18 protein-coding genes are annotated in these 19,556 nt (G+C 73.8%); 5 read left to right on the forward strand and 13 right to left on the reverse strand.

Translation table 11 applies throughout. The annotated features are described in order from the left end of the window. Positions 1 to 39 precede the first annotated feature (39 nt). From KK483_RS00955 to KK483_RS00970, 4 genes are all read left to right on the forward strand, one after another. Positions 40 to 2,220, forward strand: a complete 2,181-nt coding sequence (locus tag KK483_RS00955) for a hypothetical protein (RefSeq protein WP_262002906.1) — start codon at positions 40 to 42, stop codon at positions 2,218 to 2,220. Positions 2,221 to 2,321: 101 nt separating this feature from the next. Continuing rightward, on the forward strand, positions 2,322 to 3,911 hold the full coding sequence (locus KK483_RS00960; RefSeq protein ID WP_262002908.1) for a DUF6519 domain-containing protein: 1,590 nt from the start codon (positions 2,322 to 2,324) through the stop codon (positions 3,909 to 3,911). Between the two features lie 27 nt (positions 3,912 to 3,938). Then, positions 3,939 to 4,829 carry a peptidoglycan-binding protein gene (locus tag KK483_RS00965; protein WP_262002910.1) on the forward strand — a complete coding sequence of 297 codons (891 nt, stop codon included), beginning with the start codon at positions 3,939 to 3,941 and terminating at the stop codon, positions 4,827 to 4,829. Between the two features lie 214 nt (positions 4,830 to 5,043). Continuing rightward, the gene (locus tag KK483_RS00970) at positions 5,044 to 6,081 is read left to right on the forward strand and encodes a zinc-dependent alcohol dehydrogenase family protein (RefSeq protein ID WP_262002912.1); all 1,038 of its coding nucleotides are present in this window, start codon (positions 5,044 to 5,046) and stop codon (positions 6,079 to 6,081) included. Here the strand turns inward: KK483_RS00970 and KK483_RS00975 are convergent. Next, entirely contained in the window at positions 6,050 to 6,727 is a 678-nt protein-coding gene (locus KK483_RS00975; RefSeq protein WP_262002914.1) for an alpha/beta hydrolase, read from the reverse strand. The genes KK483_RS00970 and KK483_RS00975 overlap by 32 nt on opposite strands. A gap of 109 nt (positions 6,728 to 6,836) precedes the next feature. Next, a complete protein-coding gene (locus KK483_RS00980; RefSeq protein WP_262002915.1) occupies positions 6,837 to 8,585 on the reverse strand; it encodes an ABC transporter ATP-binding protein in 1,749 nt (582 codons plus the stop codon). 128 nt (positions 8,586 to 8,713) lie between these two features. Between KK483_RS00980 and KK483_RS00985 the strand changes: the two genes are divergently transcribed. Next, the gene (locus tag KK483_RS00985; RefSeq protein WP_262002917.1) at positions 8,714 to 9,247 is read left to right on the forward strand and encodes a MarR family winged helix-turn-helix transcriptional regulator; all 534 of its coding nucleotides are present in this window, start codon (positions 8,714 to 8,716) and stop codon (positions 9,245 to 9,247) included. Positions 9,248 to 9,283: 36 nt separating this feature from the next. On the opposite strand, the gene KK483_RS00990 is transcribed toward KK483_RS00985, so the two are convergent. The 11 genes from KK483_RS00990 to KK483_RS01040 are packed head-to-tail and all read right to left on the reverse strand — an operon-like array spanning position 9,284 to position 19,347. Next, positions 9,284 to 10,297: an aromatic ring-hydroxylating dioxygenase subunit alpha gene (locus KK483_RS00990; RefSeq protein WP_262002919.1), complete on the reverse strand. Its 1,014-nt coding sequence runs from the start codon at positions 10,295 to 10,297 to the stop codon at positions 9,284 to 9,286. 1 nt (position 10,298) lies between these two features. After that, complete coding sequence (locus KK483_RS00995) at positions 10,299 to 10,526, reverse strand: recombinase-like helix-turn-helix domain-containing protein (RefSeq protein WP_262009291.1); 228 nt, start codon at positions 10,524 to 10,526, stop codon at positions 10,299 to 10,301. Positions 10,527 to 10,555: 29 nt separating this feature from the next. Then, a complete protein-coding gene (locus KK483_RS01000; protein WP_262002921.1) occupies positions 10,556 to 11,494 on the reverse strand; it encodes a PDR/VanB family oxidoreductase in 939 nt (312 codons plus the stop codon). A 13-nt stretch (positions 11,495 to 11,507) separates the two neighbouring features. Beyond that, a complete protein-coding gene (locus KK483_RS01005) occupies positions 11,508 to 13,244 on the reverse strand; it encodes a thiamine pyrophosphate-binding protein (protein WP_262002923.1) in 1,737 nt (578 codons plus the stop codon). A 12-nt stretch (positions 13,245 to 13,256) separates the two neighbouring features. Further along, positions 13,257 to 14,039 (reverse strand): SDR family oxidoreductase, encoded by a 783-nt coding sequence (locus tag KK483_RS01010; RefSeq protein WP_262002924.1) that lies wholly within the window; start codon positions 14,037 to 14,039, stop codon positions 13,257 to 13,259. A gap of 13 nt (positions 14,040 to 14,052) precedes the next feature. Further along, positions 14,053 to 14,793 carry an SDR family oxidoreductase gene (locus tag KK483_RS01015; RefSeq protein ID WP_262002926.1) on the reverse strand — a complete coding sequence of 247 codons (741 nt, stop codon included), beginning with the start codon at positions 14,791 to 14,793 and terminating at the stop codon, positions 14,053 to 14,055. Then, positions 14,786 to 15,307 carry a cupin domain-containing protein gene (locus tag KK483_RS01020; RefSeq protein WP_262002927.1) on the reverse strand — a complete coding sequence of 174 codons (522 nt, stop codon included), beginning with the start codon at positions 15,305 to 15,307 and terminating at the stop codon, positions 14,786 to 14,788. The genes KK483_RS01015 and KK483_RS01020 overlap by 8 nt, the downstream gene beginning before the upstream one ends. Further along, the gene (locus tag KK483_RS01025; RefSeq protein ID WP_262002928.1) at positions 15,298 to 16,101 is read right to left on the reverse strand and encodes an alpha/beta fold hydrolase; all 804 of its coding nucleotides are present in this window, start codon (positions 16,099 to 16,101) and stop codon (positions 15,298 to 15,300) included. Before KK483_RS01025 ends, KK483_RS01020 begins: the two co-directional genes overlap by 10 nt. Continuing rightward, the gene (locus KK483_RS01030) at positions 16,098 to 16,895 is read right to left on the reverse strand and encodes an aspartate dehydrogenase domain-containing protein (RefSeq protein WP_262002930.1); all 798 of its coding nucleotides are present in this window, start codon (positions 16,893 to 16,895) and stop codon (positions 16,098 to 16,100) included. Before KK483_RS01030 ends, KK483_RS01025 begins: the two co-directional genes overlap by 4 nt. Continuing rightward, entirely contained in the window at positions 16,892 to 17,830 is a 939-nt protein-coding gene (locus KK483_RS01035) for a VOC family protein (RefSeq protein WP_262002931.1), read from the reverse strand. Before KK483_RS01035 ends, KK483_RS01030 begins: the two co-directional genes overlap by 4 nt. Before the next feature lie 32 nt (positions 17,831 to 17,862). Continuing rightward, a complete protein-coding gene (locus KK483_RS01040; RefSeq protein ID WP_262002933.1) occupies positions 17,863 to 19,347 on the reverse strand; it encodes an aldehyde dehydrogenase family protein in 1,485 nt (494 codons plus the stop codon). Positions 19,348 to 19,556 lie beyond the last annotated feature (209 nt).

Raw genomic sequence — 19,556 nt, forward strand, 5'->3', positions numbered from 1 at the left:
GTACCGCGCGGGCGGAGAAGCCAACGAAATGGATGCAGCATGACGGGCAGGGAACCGGACGGACTCGCGGAGCTGCTCCCGCAGTGGCACCGGCTGCGGGACGCCGAGGCCGGTGAGCCGCTGCGCGCGCTGCTCGCCGTGATCGCCGAGCAGGCGGACCGGATACGGGACGGTGTCGAGCAGAGCTATGAGGACCTGTTCGTGGAGACCGCGGCGCCCTGGGTGCTGCCGTACCTCGGCGACCTGGTCGGCCACACGCCGCTGCCCGGCTACGAGCGGGTCCAGGCGAGGGGCCTGAAGGACGGGGGCGGCGGGGACGGCGGGGACGGTGTCGGCTCCCGTGCCCGGCTCGCCGAGGCCCTCGCACCGCGCCGCGACGTCGCCGCCACGGTCGCCAACCGGCGGCGCAAGGGCACCCTGGCGCTGCTGGAGGAGCTGGCCGGCTCGGTCGCCGGATGGCCTGCGCGGGCCGTGGAGTTCTCCCGGCTCGTCTCGGCGACCCAGCCGGTCCGGCTGTACGGATCGGGCACCGCGGCCGCCAACGCGCGGCGGCTGGAGCGGGGCCGGCTCGTGGACGTACGGGAGGGCGCGGCGCTGGATCTCGCCGGCGGCCCGTTCGGCACGGTCGCCCAGTCAGTGAACGTACGGCGGGCGGGCTCGGAGCGGACGCAGGGGGGCCGTACGCCCGCCGGCGCCGGGCTGTTCGTGTGGCGGCTGAAGCCGCACAGCGTCACGCGCGCACCCGCCTACTGCATCGACCGGGCCCGCAGTCTCTACACCTTCTCGATCCTCGGCAACGACACCCCCCTGGTGACCAGGCCGGTGCCTGAGCCGTCGACGACGCACATCGCGACGATCGACAACGTCCCGGCGTACATCCGCCGCCGGCAGCTCGCCGACCGGCTCGCGGACCACTACGGCCCCGGCAAGTCGTTCACCATCTGGCGCGACGGCCAGGACGAGCCGGTGCCGCCTGCGGACCTCGTGGTCGCGGACCTGTCGGAGTGGCGCTACCGGCCCAAGCGCGGGCAGGTCGCGGTGGATCCTGTGCTCGGCCGCATCGCCTTCGGTTCGCGCTCGGCGCCGCGGCAGGGCGTGTGGGTCACCTACCACCACGCCTTCGCGGACGACACGGGCGGCGGCGAGTACCCGCGCGACCGGGAGACGCCGCCGGCCGCGAAGGTCTACCGGGTCGGGCCCGGTCAGACGTACCAGCGCATCATGGACGCGTACGGGGACTGGCGCGGCGACCGGAGGTCCGGGCGCTGCGGCCGGGACGGCATCATCGAGATCACGCACAGCGGCGCCTACCAGGAGCAGCTCGACTTCGACCTCGATCCGGGCGACCGGCTCGAAGTACGGGCCACCGAGGGCACGAGGCCGGTGATCCGGCTGCTCGACTGGTACAGCAACCGGCCCGACGCGCTCAACATCCGCGCCACGGAGGAGACTTCGGGAGACGCGCCGCGGATCGTCCTCGACGGGCTGCTGATCGCCGGGCGGGGGCTCAACGTCACCGGTCCGGTGGGCGCGGTCGTGCTGCGGCACTGCACGCTCGTGCCGGGCTGGTCGCTGGAGCCGCAGTGCGCTCCGCACTCCCCGGAGGAGCCCAGCCTGGTGCTGGAGCGGACCACCGCGTGCGTCGCCGTCGAGCGCAGCATCCTCGGCACGATCGAGGTGATCGGCGACGAAGTGGGCCACGATCCGCTGGAGATCCACCTCCGCGACAGCATCCTGGACGCCACCGGGCACGACCGGGCCGCGCTCTCCGCCCCCGACTGCCGCCACGCCCACGCGGTCCTGCACGCCCACCGCACCACCGTCATCGGCGAGGTCCACACGCATGCCGTGGAGATCGCCGAGAACAGCATCTTCACCGGGCAGTTGCGGGTGGCCCGGCGCGGGACCGGCTGTCTGCGCTTCTCCTACGTGCCGCCGGGCTCGCGCACCCCGCGCCGGCACCGCTGCCAGCCGGACCTTGCGGGCCGCGACAACGACCGGCTGGTGCGGCCGCTGTTCACGAGCGAGCGGTACGGGACACCCGCGTACGGGCAGCTCGCGCACGGCTGCCACGACGGCATCCGGCGGGGCGCCGAGGACGCCTCCGAGATGGGTGCCTTCCACGATCTGTACCAGCCGCAGCGCCTGGACAGCCTGCGGGCCCGGCTCGCCGAGTACTCCCCGGCCGGTACGGACGCAGGGATCTTCCTCGTGACCTGACCCCCCGCCACCCACCCGGGTCGCCCGACCCGTCACCCGCCCGGGTCCGCCCGACCCGACTTCTCATCGAACGCCCGAACTTCCGAGGGGGAGCCCTTCCCATGCACGCAGACATCTCCCGCATCACCTTCCGGCCCGACCGGCGCTACTCGGCGGTGATCGCCCAGCAGGGCCGCGTCCAGCTCGACGCGGACGCCAACGAGCAGACCGCGATCCAGCTGGCGCAGGCCCGCGGCATCGCCGCCGATCTGATCGGGCAGCACGGCGGCCCGGCCGGCGCGACGGGCTTCGCGGTGGGCTTCGAGGGCCGCGGTGTCGAGCTGGACGAACTGACCATCGGCGGCGGCCGCTACTACGTGGACGGCATCCCGCTCGACGCGACCCGTCCCGCGCCCGGCACCCCGGTCGACGACGAACGGCCCGCCGACGCGGGCGACTCGGGCGACAAGGACGCGGCGGTGCCCGCGGCCCCGCCCGCGACGTGGACGTACTGGGACCAGCCCGACGGCCACCGGGACCCGGAGCGCCCCGGCGACCGGCTGCCGACCCAGTTCCCTTACCTGGCCTATCTGAAGGTGTGGGAGCGCTCGGTCACCGCGGCCGAGGACCCGGCGCTGCGCGAGGTGGCGCTGGGGTCCGCGATGCCCGACACGGCGGCCCGGCTCAAGACCGTGTGGCAGGTGCTGCCGCTCGCGGGCTCGCAGCTGGAGCTGGAGGACGGGGCGGAGCAGGACAAGGGCACCATCCGCACCGCGTTCGCGAAGTGGGCGGCGGAGCAGGTCTCCACCGCCCGCCTGGCGGCCCGCAGCGAGCGCCCCGACCACGCGGACGAGGACCCGTGCCTGGTCAGGCCGGACGCGCGCTACCGGGGCCCGGAGAACCAGCTGTACCGGGTGGAGATCCACGAGGGCGGCGCGGCCGGGCAGGCGACGTTCAAGTGGTCGCGGGAGAACGGCTCGGTCACCTTCGCGGTCGACGAGCTCGACGGCACCTGGGTGGAGCTCGCCTCGCTCGGCAGCGACGAGAAGCTCGATCTGAACGTCGGCGACTGGGTGGAGTTCGCCGACACCGCCTACGTCAGCCGCGGTGAGCCGCTGCCGCTGCTGCGGGTGGAGGAGGTCGACCTGCCGGGCCGGCGCGTGCGGCTGTCCGCCGAGCCGGACCCGTCGGTGGGCAGGCGCCCCGGGCTCCACCCCTTCCTGCGGCGCTGGGACCACCGGCCGGGCTCCCGGACGGGCACCGGCTCGGCCCGTGCGAAGAAGGGCGCGCCGAAGCCGCGGGGCGGTGCGCTCCCCGTGAAGGAGAGCGGCTGGCTGCCGCTGGAGGACGGCGTGCAGGTGTACTTCGAGCCGGGCAGGACGTACCGGCCGGGTGACTTCTGGCTGGTGGCCGCGCGGACGGCGACGGGCGACGTCGAGTGGCCGACGGATGCGGCCCGCCGTCCGCTGCTCCGCTCCCCCGGCGGGATCCAGGTCCATTACGCCCCGCTCGCCTGGGTGTTCGGCGAAGGGTCGGTCGCCGATCTGCGTCTCGCGTTCGGCCCGCTCGCGGCTCCCGTCCCGGCGGCGAACGAGGACGAGCTCGCGGCCGAAGCGGCGGCCGAGGCCGAAGCGGTCGCCGCCGAGCGCGCCGCGGCCGGCCCGCCGGCGCTGCCGCCTGCCCAGGGCGACCAGGAGCAGCCCGAGAACTGAGGCACCGCCAGAGAGAGGAGCACCACCATGGCCACGCCGCTCACGGCAGCCAAGCTGCTCAGCGCCCTCCGCGGGGAGGGTCTGCACGTCGTCGAGCATCGCAGCTGGCGTACGCACAACCGCAATCACAAGGGCCCCTGGGGCCCGGTGCACGGGGTGATGATCCATCACACCGTCACCTCGGGCACCCAGAGCTCCGTGGACATCTGCTACAACGGCCACTCCAGCCTGCCGGGTCCGCTGTGCCACGGCGTGATCGCCAAGGACGGGTCGGTCCACCTGGTCGGGCACGGGCGGGCCAATCACGCCGGGCTCGGCGACGACGACGTCCTGCGCGCGGTGGTCGACGAGACGGCGCTGCCCGCGGACAACGAGGCCAACACGGACGGCAACCGCTCCTTCTACGGCTTCGAGTGCGTCAACCTCGGCGACGGCAAGGACCCCTGGCCCGCGGCCCAGCTGGAGGCGATCGAGAAGGCCGCGGCCGCGATCTGCCGGGCGCACGGCTGGACGCACCGCTCGGTGATCGGGCACAAGGAGTGGCAGCCGGGGAAGATCGACCCCCGCGGTTTCACGATGGACTCGATGCGCGGCAGGATCCGGGAGCGGCTCGGCGGCAAGCCGGACGGCCCGGTCAAGCCGCCACCGTCGAAGCCGTCGCCTTCGCCGTCGTACGAGCCGTTCCCCGGCGCCGCGTTCTTCGCCTCGGGCCGGCGCAGCGCGATCATCACCGCTATGGGCAAGCGCCTGGTGGCGGAGGGGTGCGGGCGGTACGAGGTCGGGCCGGGGCCGGAGTGGACCGAGGCCGACCGCGCGTCGTACGCCGCCTGGCAGCGCAAGCTCGGCTACTCGGGGAGCGACGCGGACGGCATCCCGGGGAAGACGAGCTGGGACAGGCTGAAGGTGCCCAACGTGTGAGCGGGGCGAGCGGGTGAGCGTACGGATCGGCGGCGTCCCGGGGCATCCACGGGGCGCCGCCGATCCGTTGCCCCTTTGATCCGTTGCCCCTTTGATCCTTGGATCCGTTGATCCCTTGCGCCGCCGACGACCGTCACGAGTGCGGCCGCACGTCCGTTTTCTGTAGATTGCAGGGGAGATCCGCCCGCAAGCGACCGAAGCCGGCAGGTGAGCGATGACGGCCCCGCCCAGTACGCCCCCTCCCGGCCCCGTGACGACCTCCGCCTGGGTGGTAGAGCGCCCGGGGCCCATCGGCTCGGGACCGCTGCGGCTCGTCGAGCGCGCGATGCCCGAGCCCGGCCCGTCCGAGCTGCTGCTGCGGGTCCGCGCGTGCGGGGTGTGCCGCACGGACCTGCATCTGGCCGAGGGTGACCTGGCGCCCCGCAGACCGCACTGCACACCCGGCCACGAGGTGGTCGGCGAGGTGGTCGCGGCCGGCGCGGACGTCCGGGACCACCGTCTCGGCGACCGGGTGGGCGCTGCCTGGCTCGCGGGCACCTGCGGCCGGTGCCGCTACTGCCGTACGGGACGGGAGAACCTCTGCCCCGAGTCCCGCTACACCGGCTGGGACATCCACGGCGGCTTCGCCGGCCACGTCGTCGCCGACGCCCGCTACACCTACCGCCTCCCGGAGGGCTGGTCCGACGAGGACGCCGCTCCCCTGCTGTGCGCCGGGATCATCGGCTACCGGGCGCTCCAGCGGGCCGAGCTGCCGCAGGGCGGCCGGCTCGGCATCTACGGGTTCGGCGCCTCCGCCCATCTCACCGCCCAGCTCGCCATCGCCCGGGGTGCCGACGTCCACGTCGTCACCCGCTCGCCGCAGGCGCAGCGGCTGGCGCTGGAACTCGGCGCGGCGTCGGCCGGGTTCGACGCGCCCCCGCAGCCGCTGGACTCCGCGATCCTGTTCGCACCGGCGGGCGCACTGGTGCCGACCGCGCTCGCGGCGCTGGACCGCGGCGGCACCCTGGCGATCGCCGGGATCCATCTCACCGCCATGCCCCCGCTCGACTACGACCGGCATCTGTTCCAGGAGCGCACGGTGCGCAGCGTCACCGCCAACACCCGCGAGGACGGCCGCGCCTTCCTCGCCGAGGCGGCACGGCTGCGCCCCACGGTACGGGTCACGCGCTATCCGATGGCCCGGGCCGACGAGGCCCTGGCCGATCTGGCGGCGGGACGCATCACCGGTGTGGGCGTCCTCGTCGCGCAGTGACGGGCGCCGTGTCCGTGCCGAGGCACCAGTCAAGCAGCGCGGGCCAGTCCCCGTAGCCCGCGTCCAGGTCGAGGTGGGCCTGCCCGGGCAGGATGTCGGAGGGCAGGCCGAGCGGTTCGCCGTACCGGGCGGCGGCACCCTCCGGGCAGTAGGGGTCGTTGTCACTGCCGATGACACGCGTGTACGCGGCGGCGGCCGACACCTCCGCCGGGGTCACCGCCGGTGCGGCGAACTCCCTGACCTCGGTGTGCTGTCGCAGCACCTCCGAGGAGGGCGGGGCGACGAGGAGGACCCGGTCGACGGGTACGGCGACGGCGCCGCGGGCGACGGCGTGCAGCCACAGCAGGCAGGCCAGACTGTGGCAGACGACCGTGCGCCGCTGTCCCCGCAGGGCGTCCAGGTGGCTGCGCAGCTCATCCAGCCACCGTTCCAGGCAGGGATCGTCGGGATCGGGCAGCTGGGGGTAGCCGACCTCGTGTCCGAGCTCGCCGAGCCGGCCGGCGAGCCAGTGCTGCCAGTGGCCGGGCGGCCGGTGGTTCTGCCAGCCGTGGAGCAGCAGGAAGCCGTGTGTCGCCGGGGTGGTCGCGGCCGGCTCCTCGCCGGGCGTCCGGACCGCCGCCGTCCCGTCCTCGTCCTCGTCGTGCATCTGCGCTCCTGTGTGCCATCGGCCCCCGCGCCGGGTCGGGGGTACGGGGGTACGAGGGTACGGAGGTCAGCGTCGGCGCCCCGGGGAGGGCGGTGTCCGGCCGGCCGCCTCAGTCGGTTGCGGTGAGGAACTGGGTGGCGGCGAGTTCGGCGTACAGGGGGCTGGCCGCGACCAGTTCGGCGTGGCTGCCGACGGCCTGGATCGTCCCGGCGTCCATGACCACGATCCGGTCGGCCAGCGTCACCGTGGACAGCCGGTGGGCGACGACCAGCACGGTCTTGGTGCGCGCGACCTCGGCGACGGTGTCCCGCAGCGCGGCTTCGTTGACGGCGTCGAGCTGGGAGGTCGCCTCGTCCAGGAGCAGCAGCCGGGGGCGGCGCAGCAGGGCGCGGGCGATGGCCACGCGCTGGCGTTCGCCGCCGGAGAGTCTGGTGCCGCGATGGCCGACGAGGGTGTCAAGGCCGTCAGGCAGCCGGGAGACGAGCCCGTCGAGGCGGGTGGTGCCGAGGACGTGGCGCACGGAGGCTTCGTCGGCGTCGGGGTTGCCCAGCAGGAGGTTGTCGCGCAGGGAGCCGGACAGCACGGGGGCGTCCTGCTCGACGTACCCGATGGCGGCCCGCAGTTGCGGGAGGTCCCACGAGCTCAGGTCCCGGTCGTCGAGGAGGATGGTGCCCGATGTCGGCTCGTAGAACCGCTCGATGAGCGAGAAGACGGTGGTCTTCCCCGCGCCGGAGGGTCCGACGAAGGCGGTCATGCCGCGCGGCGGTACGGAGAAGCTCACTCCGTGGTGCACCGCCGGAAGGCCGGGGCCGTAGCCGAAGTGCACATTGCGGAAGGCGACCCGGGCGGGTGGCGCGTCGGCGGCGGGGAGGGCCGCGGGTGGGGCCTGCGGTTCGGTGGGCAGCCGTTCGGCCTCCTGTACGCGGCCGACCGCGGCCGCGCCGACCTGGTACTCGGTCACGGCGCCGACGAGCTGGCTGATCGGCGGCATCAGATAGAAGACGTACATCAGGAACGCGATCAGCGTGCCGATCTCGATCGCCCCCGCCGCCACCCTCGCCCCGCCGACGCCGAGGACCGTGAGGAAGGCGATCTGGTTGGCGAGGCCCGCCGTGTTCCCGGCGATCGCCTCCCACTTGGCGGCACGGATGCTCGCCCGCCAGGAGTCGGCCGCCGCCTCGTGGATGGTCCGCTCCTCCCGGTGCTCCGCACCGGACGCCTTCACCGTGCGCAGCGCGCCGAGCATCCGCTCCAGGGACGCGCCCATCTGCCCGACCGACTCCTGGGCGCGCTTGCTCGCGCGGTTGATGCGGGGGACGAGCACGCCGATGACGGTGCCCGCGAAGGCCAGCACGCAGAGGGTGACGACGAGCAGGACGAGGTCGAGCACGCCCATCATCACCACGGTGGCGACGAGCGTGAGGCTGCCGGTGACGACGTCGACGAGGGAGCCGGTGGTGACCTGCCGCAGCAGGGTCGTGTCGGAGGTGACCCGGGCCATCAGATCGCCCGGCTCGCTCTGGTCGACGGCGGATATGCGCAGGCGCAGCAGGTGCGACACGAGTCGCCGGCGCGCGGTGAGCACGACCGACTCGGCGGTGCGGCGCAGCACATAGCCACCCACCGCCCCGATCGCGGCGTTGGCGACGACCAGCACGGTCATCAGGAGCAGCGCCCCGGTGACCGGCCGGTCCGCACCGAGGTTGTCGACGAGCCGTTTGGCGGCGAGCGGCAGGACCAGTCCGGTCGCCCCCGTGACCAGGCTCAGCAGTCCTCCCAGTACCAGCCAGTGCCGGTAGGGGCGTACGTAACCCAGCAGCACCCGCCATACGGCGGTGTCCCCCGTCGTCTTGTCCACCGTGCGAGGATCTCACCTCGCGCGGCGCCGCAGGAGGCCCTTCCCCGCTTCGGACCACGGACGGTGATCCTTCAGGGATAGAATTCTCAGGGGCGTGAGATGCAGCGGTGAGGGGACGAGGGGACGTCATGGCGGAGCGCAGGGCGACGGCCGATCGGGACGCCGTGGCGGCGTTCATCGAGGACTGGGCGCGGGAGCGGCCCGAGCTGGACACCAGTCCGCTGGAGGTGCTCGCCCGGCTGCACCGGTCGTTCCTGCGGTACAGCACCCGGCTCACGGCCTCGATCGAGCGGCACGGACTCTCGGTCGCGGGCTTCGACGTGCTGACCGCGCTGCGGCGGTCGGGGAAGCCGTACCGGCTGACGGCGGGTCAGCTCGCCGACTCGGGGCTGGTGTCGTCGGCAGGCGTGACGCTGCGGATCGACCGGCTGGAGAAGGACGGGCTGATCGTGCGCGAGCGCGACACCGACGACCGGCGGGTGGTCCACTCGCGGCTCACCGACGAAGGGCTCGCCAAGGTGGACGAGGTGTTCGCCGAGCATCTCGACAACGAGCGCCGGATGCTCGCCGAGCTGTCCCCCGCCGAGTGCCGCCAGCTCGCGCGGCTGCTGCGCAAGCTGGAGCACTCGATCCTCGCCTCGGACGACGAGCTTCCCGGCTGAGACGCCGGGAAGGACCCGCGAGAGCCCCCGCGGGGGTCACGCACCGGCTGCCTGCGCCTCGGCCTGGGCACGGTACAGGCGGCGCAGCCGCACCACGCCGAGGTCGTGCTGGTACAGGTTCTCGCGCTGGTCCGCGTCGGGCGGCATGGCCTCCAGCATGACGCGGTCCTGTTCGAGCACCTCCCAGTGGCGCTCCTCGATGAGCGTCTTGTACAGGAACCGCCAGGTGTCGCGCTGCCAGTCCTGGACGCGGCGGTAGCGCCAGAAGAAGACGCCGGTGCGGCCGGCGTCGACCGGGCAGGCCGTGCCGACGATGCCGAACGCACCGCCGGGGCCGGCGGAGGGCGGGTAGGGGATGGAGAGGTCCACCCAGTCGATGCCGGTGCGGCACAGTTCCACCCAGTCGAAGTTGACGCCCCGCTGGTCGGTCTTCTCGAAGTAGTAGCCCCGGTCGGTCTCGCGGATGCGGAACCTGGCCGTCGTGTCCCCGTCGTACATGGTGTGCGACTCGTGGTGCAGGAAAGCGCCGTGCATCGGGTCGAGGAGGTTCTCCATGGCGTACCGCCACGGCACGTTCCACTCGGCGTAGCAGAGGATGGGCTCCACCTCGGGATCGGTGAGCGGGTCGGGGAGGACGAGTTCGCCCGGCTCCGGGTGCTGTTCGTCGCCGAACCAGGCGAGGATCGCTCCGGCGGCCTCCCGGACCGGCAGCGAGGTGACGAGCCGCTTGCCCTCCAGGCTGCAGCCGGGCAGGCCCGGCACGGAGGTGACGGTGCCGTCGGTCGCGACCTCGACGCCGTGGTACCAGCAGGCGACCCGGTCGCCGAGGTGTCTGCCCAGGGACAGGGGGGCGCCGCGGTGGGGGCAGCGGTCGGCCAGCATCGCCAGGGTCCCGTCGGAGCGGCGGAAGAGCAGCCACTGCTCGCCGAGCGCCGTGACCCTGCGCATCGCGCCGGGCGCGACGAAGCGGGACGGGACGACGGCGTACCACTGGTTGCGCAGTCCGTTGGCGTGGACGTGGTCGGCGGTGGCCGTGGTGGAGAGGGTCATGTCAGGCTCCCAGGCGGTGCATCTCGGCGCGGAAGGACTCCTCGGTCCATGGGGCGCCGTCGGGGGCGTGGACCTGGCGGGTGTTCAGACCCCTGACGACGTCGCCGAGTTCGTGGCCGTCCTTGGTGAAGACCTCTTCGAGGGTGGCGGCGAGTCTGTGCTCGTAGGGGGTCGGTTCGTGCGTACGGGACTGGTGGGCGTCCAGGTACGGCCAGGTGGCGGGGGTCATCGGTGCCATCGGTGCCTCCAACGGGCGGTTCACAGATCGAGGACGAGGCGGCCGGAGGCGCAGCGCGAGACGCAGATCATCATGGTGGCGCTCGCGCTGTGCTCGGCCTCGCTGAGCAGGAAGTCGCGGTGGTCGGGCGTGCCGGCCAGCACCTGGGTCTCGCAGGAGCCGCAGATGCCGTCGCGGCAGGAGCTGTCGACGCTCAGGCCGGCGTCCTCGGCCGCCTCCAGGATCGAGGTGCCGGGGCCGACGGTGAGGGTGAGCCCGGAGGTGCGGCACTCGACCTCGAAGGCCGCGTCGGCGTCCCCGCCGCGCTCGACGACGGGTGCCGCGAACCGCTCCAGACGCAGCTGCCCGGTGGGGCACCTGGCTTCGACGGCGGCCAGCAGCGGTTCGGGCCCGCAGCAGTAGACGAGCGTGTCGCCGGCGAGCTCCGCGAGTGCGGCGTCGAGGTCGAGGTGGCCGTGCTCGTCCTGCGGGACGAGGCCCACCTCGCCGTCCAGGCCGGCGAGTTCGCCGGTGAAGGCCATGGAGGCCCGGCTGCGCCCGCCGTACACCATGCGCCAGCCCGCGCCTCGGCGGGCGGCTTCGCGGGCCATGGCGAGCAGCGGGGTGATGCCGATGCCGCCCGCCACGAAGAGGTAGCCGGCGGCGTCCTCCAGGGCGAAGTGGTTGCGGGGTTCGGAGACGGTGAGGCTCCGGCCGGGGCGCAGCTGTGTGTGGACGTACCGCGAACCGCCGCGTGAGGCGGGCTCGTCGAGGACGCCGATCCGGTACGTCCCGGCGTCCCGGGGGTCGCCGCACAGGCTGTACTGGCGGATCACGCCGCCCACGTGGACGTCGATATGGGCGCCGGGTGTCCAGGCGGGGAGGGGTTTGCCGTCGGGGTGGACCAGCTCGACGGAGAGGACGCCGTCGGCCTCCCACGTCATGCGGTGCACGGTCAGGTGCAGAGGGGTCTCGCTCATGCCGGCTGCCTCCTCACTGGCCTGGGCCGCGGCCGTGGATCTTCACGGGCGGGGTGAACGGGGTCTTCATCGGGCCGAGCGCCGCCAGGTCCACCTCGACGAGCGTCGGCCCGCCGGACGCCACGGCCCGGTCGAGCACCGGCCGGGCGTGCTCGGCGGCGGCTATCCGCAGGTACGGGAGCCCGCAGGCCCCGGCGAGCCGCTCGAAGTCGGGCGTGACGAGGTCGACCCCGGAACGCCGCTCGCCGTACCGGTCCTGCATGTTGCGCAGCACGCCGTACCCGCCGTCGTTGAAGACGAGCAGCGTGAGGCGGGGCCGCTCCTGGGCGAGGGTGAGCAGCTCGCCGAGGTGCACGGCGAGGCCGCCGTCGCCCGCGATGACGACGGTGGGGTCCTGGGGCCGGGCGAGGGCGGCGCCGATGCCCATGCCCAGGCCCTGGCCGATGCCGCCGCCGCGCGGGAAGACGTTGTCCCGGGGGTCGTGGACGGCGAGGAGCCGGTTGCCCCAGCTGCTCGACGGGATGGTCACGTCGCGGGCGACGACGGCGCGGCGGGGCAGTGCGGCGCGGATCGCGTCGCAGATCGCCGCCTGGGGGCCGATGGTGTCGTGGAGCGTGGCGCGCACCTCCCCGCGGATCGCGGTGACGCGGTCCGTCCAGCCCGGCTCGGCCGCCCCGGCGTACGGCAGCAGCGCGGCGACGACGGCGGCGGCGTCTCCGTGGAGAGCGTGGTCGACCGGGTACACGCGGCCGAGCGCGGCGGCGTCGAGGTCTGTCTGGATGTGCGACGGGGGGAGTTCCAGGCCGTAGTCGGCGGTCTCGTTGGAGCGGAAGTGGGTGCCGACGGTGAGCAGGACGTCGGCGTCGGCGAGGAGGGCGCGCCCGGCCGGGGTGGTGGCGAAGTTGCCGATGACCTGCGGGTGGTCCTCGGGCACCGTGCCACGTCCCGAGTTGGAGGTGAGCAGTCCGGCACCGGTGGCGGCGAGCAGGTCCGCGAGCTCGGTACGGGCCCGCGCGGCGCCGCCGCCGGCCCAGATCAGGGGCCGTCGTGCCGATGCGAGCAGTGCGCCGGCAGCCGCCAGTTCGCCTTCGCTGGGGGCGGGCACGGCGGGAGCGGTGATCGGCGCCGGGGCATCGGTCCCGGCCGCGTACTGGAGGTCGATGGGCCATTCCACGCTCGCGGGTCCGCCGGGTGCGGTGAGCGCCGCGTGCGCCGCCTCGCGCAGGACGCGGCCGGCCGCGTCGGCGGACGGCACGGTGGCGGCGTACTTCGACACCGCCCGCAGCATGCCCAGTTGGTCCTTGGTCTCGTGGATGAAGCCGCGGCCACTGCCCAGGAACGCGCTCTCGACCTGCCCCGTGATGTGCAGGACGGAGGTGCCCGAGGCGAGCGCCTCGATGAGCGAGCCGGCCGCGTTGCCCGCGCCCGTTCCGGTGGAGGTCAGGGCGCAGCCGATGGTGCCGCGGGCGCGCCCGTAGGCGTCGGCGGCGTTCACGGCGGTGGCCTCGTGGCGCACGGGCACGAACCGCAGCTCCCGGTCGACTGCTTCGACGAGCGGCAGGTTGTGCACGCTGACGATGCCGAAGACGGTGTCGATGCCGAGTTCCCGCAGGACGGTGACGAGGAGTTCGCCTCCGTCGCCGTACCGGGCGGGTCCGCCGGATCCGCCGGGCCCACCCCGTCCGTGGTGACTGTCCGGTCCGTGGTGGCCGTCCGGTCCGTGGTGGCCGTCGTGTCGGTCCTGTCGCATGGTCGGGTCTCCTCAGAGGATGGAGCGGCCGACGCCGCCGCAGACGTCGATGGCGGTGCCGGTGATGTACGAGGCGCGCGGCGAGAGCAGCGAGACGATCGCGTACGCGACCTCCTCGGCCCGCCCGAGCCTGCCGAGCGCGATCCCCCGGTCGGCGGCGAGCGCCGCCTGCCACTCCTCGTACGTCCGGGCGGTCCCGGCGGCCGCGTGGCGGCGGGTCCACTGGCCGGTGTCGATCAGGCCCAGGCACACGGAGTTGACCCGGATGCCGTCGGGGGCGAGGGCGGCCGACAGGGACTTGGAGAGGTTGAGGATGCCGGCGCGGGCGGCGCTCGTGGTGATCAGCCGGGTCTCGGGCTGTTTGGCGAGGACGGCGTTGACGTTGACGACGCTCGCCGCGTCCGAGGCCCTCAGGTGGGGGCGGGCGGCGTGCAGCGGGTTGAGCACACCGCTGAACTTGAGTTCCAGTTCGTCGCGCCAGTCCTCGGCCGTGGACTCGTCGAGGCCCTTCATCCGGGACTGTCCGGCGTTGTTGACGAGCCCGTCGATGCCGCCGGACTCGGCGGCGGTGCGCCCGATGAAGGTCCGTACGGCTTCCGCGTCCCGTACGTCGCAGACCTGCGTCAGCAGCCGGTCGGTGCCGAGGGCCGCCGCGGCCTCGGCGAGCCGGCCGGCGTCGCGTCCGCAGGTGGCGACGCGGGCGCCCTCGTCGAGCAGGGCGCGGACCGTGGCCAGGCCGACGCCCGAGCTGCCGCCGGTGACCACGATGGTGCGGTCGGCGAGGCCCAGATCCATGGGGTTCTCCAGGTCAGTTCATGGTGAAGCCGCCGTTGACGGCGACCACCTGTCCGGTCAGGTAGCGGGACTCCTCGCTCAGCAGGAAGGCGACGAGCCCGGTGAGGTCGTCGGGCTGCTGGGGGCGGGAGACGGCCCGGTTGAGGCGGTAGAGGTCGTGGCGCTCGGCGGGCACGGCCTCGGTGGCCTCGCCTTCGGTGAGGCCGGGGGCGACGGCGTTGACGGTGATGCCCCGGTCGCCGAGTTCGCGGGCCATGGCCCGGGTGAGCGCGATCACCGCGCCCTTGGAGGCGATGTAGTGGGCGAGCCGCGGGGAGCCGTACAGGGCGGCGTCGGAGGCGATGTTGACGATGCGCCCGTGTTCCCCGAAGTGGGGATGGAGGGCCTTCGCCACGAGCCAGGGGCCGCGGGCGTTGACCGCCATCAGCCGGTCCCACGCCGCGACGTCGATGTCCTGGAACTCCTTGCCGCCGACGCCGTTGGCGAGAGCCGCGTTGTTGACCAGGCCGTACAGCGGCCCCGACTCCCCCACCGCTTGCGCCAGTTCCGCCACGGAGGCGGGGTCGGCGACGTCGCAGCGTACGAAGTGGGCGTCGGCGCCCTCCGCGCGCAGCCGCGTTTCGGCGTCCCGGCCACGCACCCGGTCGGTTTCGGCGAGGACGACCCGGAAGCCGTCCTCGCCGGCCCGGCGGGCCATGGCCAGTCCCAGGCCACGGCCGGCGCCGGTGACGACGACCGTACGGGTGTCAGTCACGCGTGACCCCGTACAGCGGGGAGTACTCGGGGTATGTCGGGACCTGCGGCTTCCGGGTGCCGATGATGACGCAGAACAGCGCGTCGGTGTCGCCCTCGTTCTTCAGCGAGCGGGTCACTCCGGCCGGGACGACGATCATGTCGCGGTAGCCGAGGGTGCGGTACTCGACCTCGTCCGGGCCCCGGTGGACACCGACGCGGACCTGCCCCTCCAGGACGAAGAACGCCTCCTCGACGTCGTGGTGGGTGTGGGCGGGGCCCTCGGCGCCCGGGGGCAGCAGCATGTTGGAGAAGGTGAACCCGCCGGACGGGATGATCCGGTTGTCGTTCTCGTGGTTGCCGGTGGCGCCCGAGCCGACGTAGCGGATCTGGGCGCGCCTGTACTGCGGGCCGGCCTTCTCCTGGAAGGAGAGGGTGCCCCAGTCCGGCTCGCGCGAGTCCTGCGTCGCGATGAGCCCGTCGGTGTACTTCGCGAGGTCGCCGCCGTTGTCGTAGTCGGTCGTGGTCAGAGGCATGCGGGGGTCTCCTGTTCGGGGATGCGGGCGGTGATGCGGAGGTGGGCGAGCACCCATGCGTCGAAGCGCGCGGGCTGCTCCTGGTTGGCCAGGTGACCGGCGTCCTTGACGATCACGTAGGCGGTCCTGTGGACGGCACCGGCGATGGCCTGGGAGGCCCCGGTGCCGGTGATCCGGTCCTGGTCGCCGCAGAGGACGAGCGTGGGGGCGGTGATCCGCGGGAGTTCGCCGCGCAGATCGGCGGCGGCCATCGACTCGGCGGCGTAGGCGTATCCGGGCAGGCGTACGGAAGCGGCCATCGTGTCGACGACCCGCCGCACCAGCGTCGCGGGGGCGCCGGGCGAGACGAGCCGGGGACCGCGCCGCTCGGCGAAGGCCCTCGGTCCGGCCTCGGCGAGCTCGGCGGCCCGCTCCCGCATGGCCGCCGCCTTCGCCGGGTCCGTGCCGGACCCGGGGCTGGAGTCGGCGATGATCAGCGAGTCGACGAGACCGGGGTGGCGGACGGCGAGCCGCAGTGCGATCACTCCGCCCCACGACACCCCCAGCACATGGGCGCTGCCGCCGCGTTCACGGATCAGCGCGGCCGCGGCGTCGACGAAGTCGTCGAGCGTCAGGGGGGCTGCGGGATCGGCCGACCGGCCGTATCCGGGGGCGTCCCAGGCCACGACGCGTGCGTACCGGCCCAGTTCGGCGAGCTGCGGTGCGAACGCGGCCGACGAGGAGCCGATCCCGTGCAGACACAGCAGCAGGGGGCCCTCGGTGCCGGACTCCTCGACGTGCACACCGGCCGTCACAGGATCTGCCCCGTCCGCCCGGCGAGCGCCGCGAGGCTGCGCAGCACCGCGTACGGAACGACCTGGCTGGTCGCCGGGTTGCCCGGGTCGGGCAGGTGCGCGACGTCGAAGCGGTACGTGCCGTGGGCGCCGGATGCCTCGACGACGTGCCGGGTGCGGTGGGCGCCGGGGTCGGCGACGACGCGGACGCGGACGGCGTCCAGGTCGCCGACGGCGAGGGCCACGGAGGCGGCGACATTGGTCGACCTGGGGAACTTCACCGGGATGTCGCGCGCGGTGCCGGACATGACCTCGACCGGTCCGGTCGCGGCCCGCATCCGGCCCAGCAACTCCGCGTCCATCCACGGCTGTTCCAGGGTGGCGGGCAGCTTGGTGGTGGTCAGCCGTACGTCGTGGAGCGGGCCGAGGGAGCGTACGGCCTGGAGGAGGTCGAGCCCGCCGACGGCGCCCGCCGTGAAGTACACCCGTCCCGGCCCCGCCGCGAGCAGGCGCTCGGCCAGGTCCTCGTCGGTCAGCGCGCCGGTCGAGGCGACGAGCAGATCGGTGCCGGCGGTGAGCACGCGCTCGCCCCATGCGCGTACGACGCCCTGACCCGCCGCCTCCACGATCAGGTCGCAGCGCCGCACCGCCTCCTCGAAGGCGACCTGGGGCGCGGGGGCGCTGTCCCCGATGGGCCGGTTGTCGACGATGCACGTCAGCGCGGCGCCGGGGACGGCCCCTTCGGCGAGCGCCGTGCCGACGACCCGGCCGATGGCGCCCCAGCCGACGAGGCCGACCGTGCGGATGCGGGTCATGCCGGGACCTCCTGGGTGCGGTCCGGCGCGGCGAGCGGGCCGGGGTCGGGGGAACCTGCCATGCGGCGGCGGATCTCCTCGGACGGCGGTCCCGCCGTGCCCCAGAGGTCGGAGAGTTCGGGGGTGCGCCGCCACACCTTGGCGATCCAGCGGTCCTCGACCACCTGCGCGACCTCGGAGGTGTACTCGCAGACGAGTCCGGCCGGGTCGGTGAAGTAGGAGAAGGTGTTGTCGCCGGGGCCGTGCCGGCCGGGGCCCCAGCGGGGGGTGATGCCGTGGTGGCGCAGCCGGCCGAGGCCGCGCATGAAGTGGTCGAGCGAGTTCATCTCGTAGGCCACGTGGTTGAGGGAGGCCCACTCCGCCTGGTTGAAGGCGATGCAGTGGTGGTCGGCGTTGCAGCGCAGGAACGCCATCTGGTGCTCGGACCAGTCGGAGACGCGCAGGCCGAGGACGTCGCGGTAGAAGGCGACGGACGCGTCGATGTCGGTGGTGTTGAGCACGGCGTGGGTGACGCCGACGGGGAGGGCCTCTCCCCGGCCGCGCGGGGTGACGGCCCAGGTCTCGGCGGACAGTTCGACCAGCCGGCCCTCGTGGTCGGTGAAGCGCAGGCCGTAGCCGCCGCCGACCTGGTCGAGCGGACCGGGCCCGGCCACCGGGGTGATGCCCCGGGCGAGCAGCCGGCGGGCGGCTTCGTCCACCTCGGCGGGGGTGGCGACGGCGAAGCTGATGCGGCCGAGGCCGACGCGGTGCGAGCGGGTCAGCTGGAGCGCGTGGTGCTCCTCGCCGGTGCCGCGCAGCCAGACGGCGTCGCGTTCGGCCTCCACGACCGTGAGGCCCCATGCCTCGGCGTAGAAGGCGGCGGCCTCGCCGAAGGCGGGTGTGAGCAGTTCGACCGAGCGCAGTGCGCGCAGCCGGGCGACAGGGGGGTGGGACATGTCCGTCTCCAGACGTACGGGGGATGGGGGTGTCAGCCGGCCCAGGGCAGGGGCGCGTCGGACGCGGCCCAGTACAGGGACTTCTGCCGCTGGTAGGCGCGGATCGCGTCGCGGCCCTTCTCGGTGCCGAGCCCGCTGTCCTTCATCCCGCTGAAGGGGGTGGAGATGCTGAACTGCTTGTACGTGTTGATCCAGACGGTGCCCGCGTCGATGCGGCGTGCGAGGCGCCAGGCGGCCCGGTGGTCGCGGGTCCAGATTCCGCAGGCCAGCCCGTACACGGTGGAGTTGGCCTGGCGGACCAGGTCGTCCTCGTCGTCGTAGGGCAGCGCGATCAGGACCGGGCCGAAGATCTCCTCCTGGCACACCCGGGCGGTGTGGGGCAAGCCGTCGATGACGGTCGGCAGGTAGTACGCGCCGTCCCGGTACGCCTCGCCCTCGGGTGCGGCGCCGCCGCACAGCACCCGGCCGCCCTCCTCGCGGGCGAGGTCGACGTAGGCGGCGACGGTGTCCCGGTGCCGGTGGTGGACGAGGGGGCCGACCTGGGTGCCGGGGGCGGTGCCGGGGCCGACGCGCAGCTTGCGGACCCGTTCGACGAGCGCGCCGACGAACTCCTCCTGGATCTCACGCGCGACGAACAGCCGCGATCCGGCGATGCAGGACTGGCCGCTGGAGGAGAAGATCCCGTACATCACTCCCGCCAGCGCCTGCGGGATGTCGGCGTCCGCGCGGACGATGGTCGGGGACTTGCCGCCGAGTTCGAGTGAGGCCGGGACCAGTCTGCGGGCGGCGACGGCGGCGATGGCGCGCCCTGTCGCGGTGCCGCCGGTGAAGCCGATGCGGCCGACCAGGGGGTGGTTGACAACGGCGTCGCCGACGACGCTGCCCTTGCCGGGCAGGACCGACAGGAGCGCGCGGGGCAGGCCGTGTTCGTCCAGTGCCCGGGTGATCAGCCGGCCCAGGGCGAGGGAGACGAGCGGGGTCCAGGCGGCCGGCTTGAGGAGGACGGCGTTGCCCGCGGCGAGCGCGGGGGCGAGCTTCTGCGCGTCGCTGGCGACCGGCGAGTTCCACGGGTTGACGGCGGCGACCACGCCGATGGGCTCGTGGACGCTCATCGTCAGGTAGTCGCCGCGCGACGGTGTGATCGCGTCCTCCGCCGTCTCCAGCGCTGCCGCCGTGTAGCGGAAGGTGGCGGCGGCGCTCAGCGCGAGGGCCCTGGTCTCGGCGAGGGCCTTTCCGGTGTCGGCGGTCTGGGTGCGCGCGAGGTCGTCGGCGGCGTCCTCGACCAGTTCGGCGATGCGGTGGAGCAACCGGGCGCGCCGGTGGGGCAGGAGTGCGCGCCATGCGGGGTCGGCTGCGGCGCGGGCGGCGGCCCGGGCGGCTTCGTCGACGTCCTCGACGGAGGCTCCGCGGACGGTGGCGAGGATCTGTCCGGAGGCGGGGTCCACGGTCTCGGCGGGGTCGCCCGCGCCGGGCCGCCACTGGCCGCCGATCAGGATGTCGGTCGTGGGACGAGGCATGGCAGGACCTCCTGGCGGGACGGTGCGGGGTGGGGCTCGACACCCGAAGTGCCTGAGCGCTGGAAATCTAAGCGCTAAAGCATCTCGACACAAGCCCCCCGCATGAGAGGATTCACCGCCACTCCGCGCCCCACCCCGGCGAGATGACCTCAGGGAGGGGGCAGCGGAGTCTCCGAGGCCCATCCACCCAAGACGTCTTTGCCATTAAC

This window comes from Streptomyces sp. FIT100 (assembly GCF_024584805.1).
In the GTDB taxonomy this organism is placed as follows: Bacteria; Actinomycetota; Actinomycetes; order Streptomycetales; family Streptomycetaceae; genus Streptomyces.

Bases quoted from the DNA above. Each gene is read 5' to 3' on its own strand.
- KK483_RS01035 (WP_262002931.1), bottom strand. From the start codon at position 17,830: ATGTCCCACCCCCCTGTCGCCCGGCTGCGCGCACTGCGCTCGGTCGAA.
- KK483_RS01010 (WP_262002924.1), bottom strand. From the start codon at position 14,039: ATGGATCTGGGCCTCGCCGACCGCACCATCGTGGTCACCGGCGGCAGC.
- KK483_RS01005 (WP_262002923.1), bottom strand. From the start codon at position 13,244: ATGCGACAGGACCGACACGACGGCCACCACGGACCGGACGGCCACCAC.
- KK483_RS01020 (WP_262002927.1), bottom strand. From the start codon at position 15,307: ATGCCTCTGACCACGACCGACTACGACAACGGCGGCGACCTCGCGAAG.
- KK483_RS01040 (WP_262002933.1), bottom strand. From the start codon at position 19,347: ATGCCTCGTCCCACGACCGACATCCTGATCGGCGGCCAGTGGCGGCCC.
- KK483_RS00960 (WP_262002908.1), top strand. From the start codon at position 2,322: ATGCACGCAGACATCTCCCGCATCACCTTCCGGCCCGACCGGCGCTAC.
- KK483_RS00975 (WP_262002914.1), bottom strand. From the start codon at position 6,727: ATGCACGACGAGGACGAGGACGGGACGGCGGCGGTCCGGACGCCCGGC.
- KK483_RS01000 (WP_262002921.1), bottom strand. From the start codon at position 11,494: ATGAGCGAGACCCCTCTGCACCTGACCGTGCACCGCATGACGTGGGAG.
- KK483_RS00965 (WP_262002910.1), top strand. From the start codon at position 3,939: ATGGCCACGCCGCTCACGGCAGCCAAGCTGCTCAGCGCCCTCCGCGGG.
- KK483_RS00985 (WP_262002917.1), top strand. From the start codon at position 8,714: ATGGCGGAGCGCAGGGCGACGGCCGATCGGGACGCCGTGGCGGCGTTC.
- KK483_RS00995 (WP_262009291.1), bottom strand. From the start codon at position 10,526: ATGACCCCCGCCACCTGGCCGTACCTGGACGCCCACCAGTCCCGTACG.
- KK483_RS00990 (WP_262002919.1), bottom strand. From the start codon at position 10,297: ATGACCCTCTCCACCACGGCCACCGCCGACCACGTCCACGCCAACGGA.
- KK483_RS01030 (WP_262002930.1), bottom strand. From the start codon at position 16,895: ATGACCCGCATCCGCACGGTCGGCCTCGTCGGCTGGGGCGCCATCGGC.
- KK483_RS00955 (WP_262002906.1), top strand. From the start codon at position 40: ATGACGGGCAGGGAACCGGACGGACTCGCGGAGCTGCTCCCGCAGTGG.
- KK483_RS00970 (WP_262002912.1), top strand. From the start codon at position 5,044: ATGACGGCCCCGCCCAGTACGCCCCCTCCCGGCCCCGTGACGACCTCC.